Consider the following 6,633-nt stretch of genomic DNA (forward strand, 5'->3'; position numbering starts at 1 on the left):
TGAGAAAAAAATTAGAAAACTTGTAAACTCAGTCATACCAACGGTTTAAGGCTGTTTTGCGAACTATAAAAACATGATTTTTTGTCAACTCATGGTGGTTTTGTACTTAATATTTAATACAAAAAAGGTGGTATTAAGTATGTACAATTGGGATGAAATCATTGATGAATTTTTGATTGAAATTGGGGTAAGAGGTTACGCAGAACAAACAATTTACAACTATTCAACAAAATTGATTAACATTAAAGACTATTTCACAGCGCAAGGCATCAAGTATATTGATGATGTTACAAAACAAGATGTAAAAAAATGGATAGCTGAAATGCAAAAAAAGGGCATGCAGGCAAGCACAATTAATGTAACAAGAAATAGGCTTAGTAAGCTTTTTGATTACATGATTGAAGAAGATTATATTCAAAAAAATCCTAGTGCAAAAGTGAAAAAATTAAGGGTACAAAAGAAAATAATTTATCCGCTAAATGACTATGAAATCAAGCAAATGTTGAATCTAGCAAGCAAACATAAATATAAACATTTAGCACAAAGAGATGTTACAATGTTTTCAATGATGTTGGAGTGTGGGCTTAGAATTTCAGAAGTTGCTAATCTCAGAAATGAAGATGTGCTTGAAAATCAGATACTAATCAGAAACAGCAAATTTAACAAAGATAGAGCATTAGCAATCACACCACTTCTAAAAAAACAGATGATCAAGTATGACAGACTAAAGAGAAGATCATACAAGTTCAAAAGTGATTATTATTTTCGTTCATTTTTTGGCGATGGAATCAATCCAAAGTCGATTTTTAGCATGATGAAAGAAATGAAAAAAGATATGGATGTTAGAAGTGTAGTCAGGTTCAGCCCTCACACTTTGAGACATACCTATGCTTATATGCAGATGCGTAATTGTTGTGACATATATACACTTTCAATGAACATGGGGCATGGCACAATAACCATGACTCAAAATTACTTACAAACATTGAAAAGTGATGATTTTGTCAAGGAATCCATCAAATATTCAACATTACAAAACTTGCGATAAAAATAAAGACTATGATTAATTTCATGGTCTTTTTTATATTTGTAAAACTAAAATTTTATCAATCTACTTATAGAATTATTCAGAAAATTTTATTATTATTGTGATATAATATATTATAATAACAGATGGTATGGAGTTGTATAATGCAAATTACTTTTTTACTGGGGAATGGTTTTGACATTCAATGTGGTCTAAAAACCTCATATATTGATTTTTATAAATATATTTTAAAGAAAAAGTATTCTATAAATTTAACCAAAGAAATAGATAAAGAACTAGCTTTAAAAATTGACAATATAATATATTCAGAGATTTATAAATCTAAGGACAATATTGAAAATTGGGCTGACTTGGAACTTCAATTGGGAGTATTCACTAAACGGTTAAAAAAACGGTTAAATGAACCAGATCAGGATGTACAAAAAATAGCCAATAAATTTTTGAATGATTTTGAGATTTTAAGAGAAGACTTAAATGAATATCTTAAATATATTCAAATACAAGATGAGATTGAAATTAGCGAAGATTTTTCGGATATATTATCTACTACTATGGATAAGTTTTTTGAGGGCGTATTTAGTCGAGAGTATGATGAACTAAATTATATATTAAAGGAAAATAGAAATAGTGCTTTCATATATAATTTTATTTCATTTAATTACACTAATAGTCTGCAGGAGATTATTCAAAGTTGTGGTGAGATATCAAAAAGAAATATATTTAATGGTTCAGGTCTAAATCAATTTATTAACAAAAAAATAATCAATGTACATGGGTTAATTGACAATTTATTAACACTAGGTTTAAACGATGAAACACAATTAGCAACAGATTTTTTTGATATGAGTGATTTAAATGATTTAATAAAACCAAAATTACTTGAAATTAATAGAGAATATATGCGTAGAGATGCAGAAATTATTATTGATAATAGTGATATAATAGTAATTTTTGGAATGTCAATTGGTTCAACCGATAAGCATTGGTGGGAAAAAATAGCCAATGTTTTGATAAATTCAAAAAATAAAAAATTGATTATTCATTTATATGATGAAAAGCCAAGCTTATTATCGCCAAGAATAGCTAGAAAAAGACGAGAAAGCAAAGAAAATGAATTTTTATCTCAGTTGAATAATTTAGATTTGTCAGATGAACAAAAAGTACAATTAAGAAAACAAATATATATTGTGACGAACAGTGAATATATATTAAATGTTGATTTAAGAAAATATCTTAATCAAGACAAGAACGAATCAACAAATGTTATAGGATTGGAAACAAAAGGGAATAGCAAAGCTGTGTAATTTATGAAAAATAAAAATTGACTAGGGAATAGCCTCTAGTTTTTTTATATCCAAAATTTTTGAGGGAGCTCCCTCAACTTGCAAAATAAAAAAATGTAAGTTGAGGGAGCTCCCTCATTTTATTTTTCAAAAAAATGTAAGTTGAGGAAAAAGATGCCGTTGTTGTACCATAAGAATAAAAGACATATAAAAATAAAATACAATATAAAAATAAAGAAAATAGTATAGTACCTAAACTTTTTCGCTACGCTCATAAGTTGGCACTTAGATTTAGCAATTTTAAAATATTTTTTAAAAAAAAATCCAAATATCCGCCCAAGACCTTTTTGAAATGGGGATATAAGTGAAAGGATGTTGATAAAAAAATAGCTAATAATATCCGCCCAAGAGATATCTTGCATGTATATATAAATAGAGAAGATATTATCTAAAAAAATATTTATATATCTACCCCAAAAATGAGCATTCAAGGTTTTGAAATGGGGATATAAGTGAGAGGATGTTAGTTGAAAAATATTTTAAAAGTTGGTCTATCCGTTTTCTTTATGGGGATATAAGTGAGAGGATGTTAGTTGAAAAATATTTTTAAAAAAATGAGCATTCAGAGAAGTTGCATGTATATATAAGTGAAGAGAGTTGAAATAAAAAATATCTTAAAAGTTGGTCTAGCTCTTTCGTACATGTATATATGTATGAGAAGAGTTAAATATTAAAAAAATAGGAGATACACAAAATGACACCACAAAATTATCAAGCGTTTTACTGTTATGATAGCAAGTTATCAATGCACTTACGCAACAAAGGATTTATATGCTTAACTATTGCTAAGAACAGAAAAACAAACAATCTATTTAGTCTTTATGTACGAGACGAAGCATTAAACGAAGAACTGAAAAAATACAATGGAAGCCTAGCCTAAGGAGGCACACACATGAAACCATATTACGCAATCACTAAAAAAATATACGGACTAGAACAAGCAAACGAATGGGATTACGCAACACTTGCGGCAATCGCAACATTTAATTATCCATTTGTTATAGAAGATGAGAAAGTAACAGAAATAAAAGTACAACCTTTTTCAGCGGATGATATTATGTCAAGGTTGCGACTAGACAGCAAAAACAAACAAAGACATATAACTAAAATTGAAGCATCAATTGACAAGCTTGAAAAAGCTGGAGCGATAAAGATTAGTAGAAAGCTTGATGATTTGTATTTTATTTCTCAAATTATTAGTTATAAATCTAGTGCAGATAACAACGGTGAAACAGTTGGCTTTGCAAATGTTCTTGCGCAAGAGTTCTTTAATATCTGTGAGATTCAAAGAACAAATGACAGAATACAAGCTGTTGCATTGTATGTGTCAATCAATCAAAGAATTTTCAGGGAAAATAAAAAGGCAATGACTGCTGATTATGCTAGATATTGCAATTGGGAAACACTTGAAAACCTAGGTAAAAAATATGGTAGAAGTCGTACAGTTGTGTTGAAGTCGTTGAAACATTTACAAATTGTTAAAGCTATTTCTTTTTCAGTTGTCAAAATGGAAAACAAGAACAAAGAAGAAAGTAATTTAAAATATGTAATGAGTAGATATGACAACAATAATCAGTTAAATAGCTATGTTGCTGAGAAAAAGAAGGACGGATTATACAAAGAGATTGTAATAAATACTAAATATATGAATAATACAGAGCTTAAAGATGTTGAATATTTCTACGATGAAAACGACAAAGAATTGTTTAATGGAATGAAGCGAGTTGCTAAAGAGACAGTGCAACCAGTTGTTAATGAAGTCGCTGATGATGTCGCTACAGAGCAATTACAAACACTTGTGACTGATAATACTGATGAAGTTGTAAGAGAGCTTACAGAGCAAGTTGAGACAGTTGATACAGTAGAGAAGAAAGAGGATAAGCAGAAAGTGATTAATATAAATGATGACGAAAGAATTAAACGGATGCAGGCATTAGCAAGCTTCGAAAATGTTAAGAATGTTGACGAAAGAGAAGAAGAAAGCAAAGCAAGTGTTGACTTACTCGCAGGTCACAGACCAGTTAAAAAAACAGCGACTGTCTAAGCTAGAAGATAAACTAGAAAACAATACGGAGAAAAAGAAATGAAAAACACAAATACAACAACACAAGAAGAACTTGTAATGAGAACAATGATCGCAGAGCTGAAAATTATGAACTTAAAGCTTGATATGTTGGAACAAGAAATTTATGATCGAGAAAATGAAATGGATAAGATAGAAGAAGGAATTAATAAGTTAGAAAATAAGATTGATGAAAAGTTAAATAAATAGCACAGCACATGACGAGTGATTTAAGATTTAAAATTTAGCAAAATAACAGGGGGTTCTTTCATTAAAAAAGAATGGAAGAACTGAAATGAATAAAAAATATGAAAATCAATTATTGCAAATTATAGAAAAAGGAATTAAAGAGCGAGTATTCAGCGTAGATAATACTTTCACAGAAGAACAAAAAGTGTTGAAAAACAACTATGAAAATCATCTATATATGACTGAATGCGTCAATCTATTTTGGACATTTGAAGAAAAGTATAACAAAATACCATCACAAGATGAATATCTTGAAGCCTATAAGTATTACAGCTTTAAGTATTTAAAAAATAAATCTTGGTATGATGACAACAAAGATAAAGAATTTATTACAAGGTGCATCGAATGGAGAGCTGACAGAGCATACAAGTCAAATTTGATTGAGTTGATGACGGTGAAACAATTGGAGTTGCTTGGATATCAGGTGTTTAGACATAAGTATATTGATGTTATCATGGGTGTTGACCTGGTAGTAGTGAAAGATGGTAAATGCTGGTATGTGCATGTAACAAAAAATACTGATTATAGTAGAAGAAAAGTGTTTGACAAAGGTAGTTATACAAGCAAAACGATAGATAAAAAGAATTTTAGATTTCATAGAGATTTTACAGGACATGTCAAGTTTTTATATTCATGCGATGAAAGCAAGAATAACACAGTTAAAAAAGGGTTACCTTTGTTTCGTAATGATTATGTGTTAGAAAAATTGGATGACAAGCACAGTTTTGATTTTAATGACGAATACAATCAATTAAGACGATTGAGCAGAAGTGTTATAAGGCAAACAATAGAGTTTGCTAGTACAGATGGGAAAATGGTAGTAAGTGAATCAAGCTATTGATGAGAAGCTTGAGTTAAATAGTTAAACGAGTGGGATCGTTTGATTGAATAAGTAATAGCAACAAAATATTGGGGGGTTCTTTGTTTATCGCATAAAGATAAATGGAGAACATAATGAATAAAAATGAACTAAGAAAAAATGAAATTATTGAGCAAATGCTTGAAAGCAAATGGATGAATGTTTATGTGAATAAGCTCAATAAGCGGTTTGGCAAGTATTCAACAGGCGATTGGAATCCTAGCAAAGATAGCTTAATCAGCAATCTATGGGAAGCTTTGATTATCTATGAAAGAAACAATGACATAGATGCAAACTTTAATGAGATTGAAAAGTATTGCTTCCAAAAAGCTTATACATTGACCTCAGAAGAATTTATTTCTGAAACTGGAAAATATCGCATGGGTAAGAAAAAGGAATGGCAACAAACTTTGGTTGAATACAAAGACGAACTACAAGCAAAACAACATTACTTTGATGATTACCCATCATTGACTGATGAATATGTATATGATAACACAAAATTAGATTCACTTGCTAACAAAGCTTATGCTTGCGACTTTGCAGAAAACTTGACGAAAAGTCAATCGACATTTGTTAAATCAGTTTTGAATTTGGGCGTGGATGCGACAATATATAATTTAGAATTGAACAAGAAAAGTTTCAACAATCGTTTGAATAGAACGATTAAGGCAATCGAGAATAAACGCAATAAATACAATATTGTAAGTGAGAGCGACAAGGTGACGGTTGACAGATTGAGTTTGATTGATCTAGTGTTGACTGTGATCGAGGATGAACGAGCGAATGAAATTATGATTTTTAAAAGTTTGGCTGGATTGTTTGAAAGTGAATTGAGTTATCTATACAATGAAGCATTTGACGGTGTTGAAGCTGAATTAGCTTATCAATCGTTTCGAGAAAACAAAGGCAGACATTATGCTTATAAGTTGTGTGATGTGATATATGATGAAAAAGACAAACTTGAAAGTATGCTGAAAGTGGCATAAAAGATTTAAGGCTAAGGTGTTATGCTTTAGCTTTTTTTTTGTTTTATTTTTTTAAAAAACGAGGACAGGCGGAGTATATATAG

Annotated in this window: 7 protein-coding genes; all 7 read left to right on the forward strand. The window is 29.9% G+C overall.

Going from position 1 to position 6,633, the window contains the following annotated elements:
• Positions 1 to 139: 139 nt before the first annotated feature.
• The 7 genes from LRA01S_RS09995 (at position 140) to LRA01S_RS10025 (ending at position 6,550) form a co-directional block, all read left to right on the forward strand.
• Complete coding sequence (locus tag LRA01S_RS09995; RefSeq protein ID WP_239519080.1) at positions 140 to 1,048, forward strand: tyrosine-type recombinase/integrase; 909 nt, start codon at positions 140 to 142, stop codon at positions 1,046 to 1,048.
• A gap of 143 nt (positions 1,049 to 1,191) precedes the next feature.
• Positions 1,192 to 2,352, forward strand: a complete 1,161-nt coding sequence (locus tag LRA01S_RS10000; protein WP_061775480.1) for an AbiH family protein — start codon at positions 1,192 to 1,194, stop codon at positions 2,350 to 2,352.
• Positions 2,353 to 3,085: 733 nt separating this feature from the next.
• Entirely contained in the window at positions 3,086 to 3,271 is a 186-nt protein-coding gene (locus LRA01S_RS10005) for a hypothetical protein (RefSeq protein ID WP_061775481.1), read from the forward strand.
• 12 nt (positions 3,272 to 3,283) lie between these two features.
• The gene (locus tag LRA01S_RS10010; RefSeq protein WP_061775482.1) at positions 3,284 to 4,435 is read left to right on the forward strand and encodes a hypothetical protein; all 1,152 of its coding nucleotides are present in this window, start codon (positions 3,284 to 3,286) and stop codon (positions 4,433 to 4,435) included.
• Between the two features lie 39 nt (positions 4,436 to 4,474).
• Positions 4,475 to 4,663, forward strand: coding sequence for a hypothetical protein (locus LRA01S_RS10015; RefSeq protein ID WP_061775483.1), 189 nt, complete (start codon positions 4,475 to 4,477; stop codon positions 4,661 to 4,663).
• Between the two features lie 85 nt (positions 4,664 to 4,748).
• Positions 4,749 to 5,543, forward strand: a complete 795-nt coding sequence (locus LRA01S_RS10020; RefSeq protein ID WP_061775484.1) for a hypothetical protein — start codon at positions 4,749 to 4,751, stop codon at positions 5,541 to 5,543.
• A gap of 113 nt (positions 5,544 to 5,656) precedes the next feature.
• Entirely contained in the window at positions 5,657 to 6,550 is an 894-nt protein-coding gene (locus LRA01S_RS10025) for a hypothetical protein (RefSeq protein WP_061775485.1), read from the forward strand.
• Positions 6,551 to 6,633: the final 83 nt, after the last annotated feature.

It is taken from the genome of Pseudolactococcus raffinolactis NBRC 100932 (assembly GCF_001591765.1).
Lineage (GTDB): Bacteria > Bacillota > Bacilli > Lactobacillales > Streptococcaceae > Pseudolactococcus > Pseudolactococcus raffinolactis.